We start from the raw sequence: 1,576 nt of genomic DNA on the forward strand, positions 1-1,576 counted from the left end.
TCTTCCGGATTGAGGGGGTTAGCTGAACATGGGTCACAACTAGCCATATCCCAAGCATATTCAAGAAAAGCCACTTTTTTACCTTCACCCTCGTAAGCAGTTTGGAACATAGCAGTGTAGAAATCACCAAACTCTGCTTTGACAAATACTGGAATTTCAGTATTAGAAGGAATCTTCACAGTGCGGTAGTTTGTAATTTCAGCCTGACCTCGGGGTGATAACACATACACAATCAGGTCTTGCTCACCCGTAGCATTCATCATTCCTAAGCGAATGGGCAGCATAAATCGGGGAGACTCGTAAGCCATCTGGAGGGGTCGCAACCGTTGGTAGGCAGTTTTGTCAAATTCGTGCAGATTCACATTGGGGGGGTCAAATTCGTGCAGATTCACATTGGGGGGGTCAAATTCCTCCAGATTGACTTTGGCAACGAAAAATTTCATATTCTGGCGGATGTAGGGTCGCAATAACCGATTTGCTCCCCGTGGAATTTTGTAACCGTTGCGTCTGAGCCAGGTTTCTAAACCTCTAGAGTCCTTAGCACTGAGGATAAGAATGTTATATTCTCCAACTGAGAAGCGCTCCTCTACCGTGACACCTAAACTACGATCATAAGCATCCGCTCCCCTTGTGCCACCTGGACGACCTAGGTCTGCTGGCGCACTTTCGAGATACCTTCGGTTATCGGCACAGGGGTTTGGGTCAAAATATTCCACTAGTCGAGGTGCACTAAACTGATCGAGGCCTTCAATAATCTTAGGGTCACCTACATTCACCTGTTCTCGCTGAAGCACCACAGGAACTGGGACAACCATGGCAAAGTCTTTAACATCCCCTTGATAGTCATTTGCCATGGTTAAAACAGTGCGATCGCCATCCCGAGCAATTACCACTTGAGACGTCTGGTTATATAGTTTAGTATCAGCTTTGGCCACATAAAACCCACAAAAACCCCAAGCTTTTTGAGCCAACCCTAAACTCACTAAAACCGTTATAATAATAGTACTTATAACCCGAATAATTTTCATTTTTATAAGCTTAATTCACGTCATTTAATAGGTGCGACCCGTGGCGAATTTAATAATTAGATGCGGAAAGCGCACCTAAGATTCACTATCATGCCAGGAAAATCTTGTAGATGACCAAATAAAATCCAAAATTACGGTCAAAGGGGATAGGGCAAACAACGCCCAGAAAATAGCAGTAGGCATGAAGAATTGATTGCGCAATATAAAAGTGAGTAACGCAATACACACCGCCCATAGCAATCGACTAATCGGTGCATTGGGGATTGAGCGAGGGTCGGTTAGCATAAATAGGGCAAACAGTAACAAAGACCCACTCATCAACCGATGGCAAAATACATCCCAACTCCAGCCAAGCCAGAGATTTCTAATCCCTTCTAAAACGGCATAAGCACCCAAAAACGCTGCGGTTGTATCCCATCGTCCTACCCGTTTTAACACCATACTGCCAGTACCAGCAAATAATAGAGCATACCAACCATCATCCCCCCACTGTCCGGGAGAAACCCAAGCATCATTGCTTAGGATAAGAACAGCAATAATTCCGAAAT

2 protein-coding genes are annotated in these 1,576 nt (G+C 44.7%); both read right to left on the reverse strand.

Annotation, left to right across the window (positions count from 1 at the left end; all coding sequences use genetic code 11):
• On the reverse strand, nt 1-1,028 hold a 1,028-nt coding region (locus F6K20_RS37865), incomplete at its 3' end, for a DUF2330 domain-containing protein (protein ID WP_287298307.1).
• A gap of 75 nt (nt 1,029-1,103) precedes the next feature.
• On the reverse strand, nt 1,104-1,576 hold a 473-nt coding region (locus F6K20_RS37870; RefSeq protein WP_287298309.1), incomplete at its 5' end, for an RnfABCDGE type electron transport complex subunit D.

It is taken from the genome of Moorena sp. SIO2C4 (genome assembly GCF_010672485.1).
GTDB lineage: Bacteria > Cyanobacteriota > Cyanobacteriia > Cyanobacteriales > Coleofasciculaceae > Moorena > Moorena producens.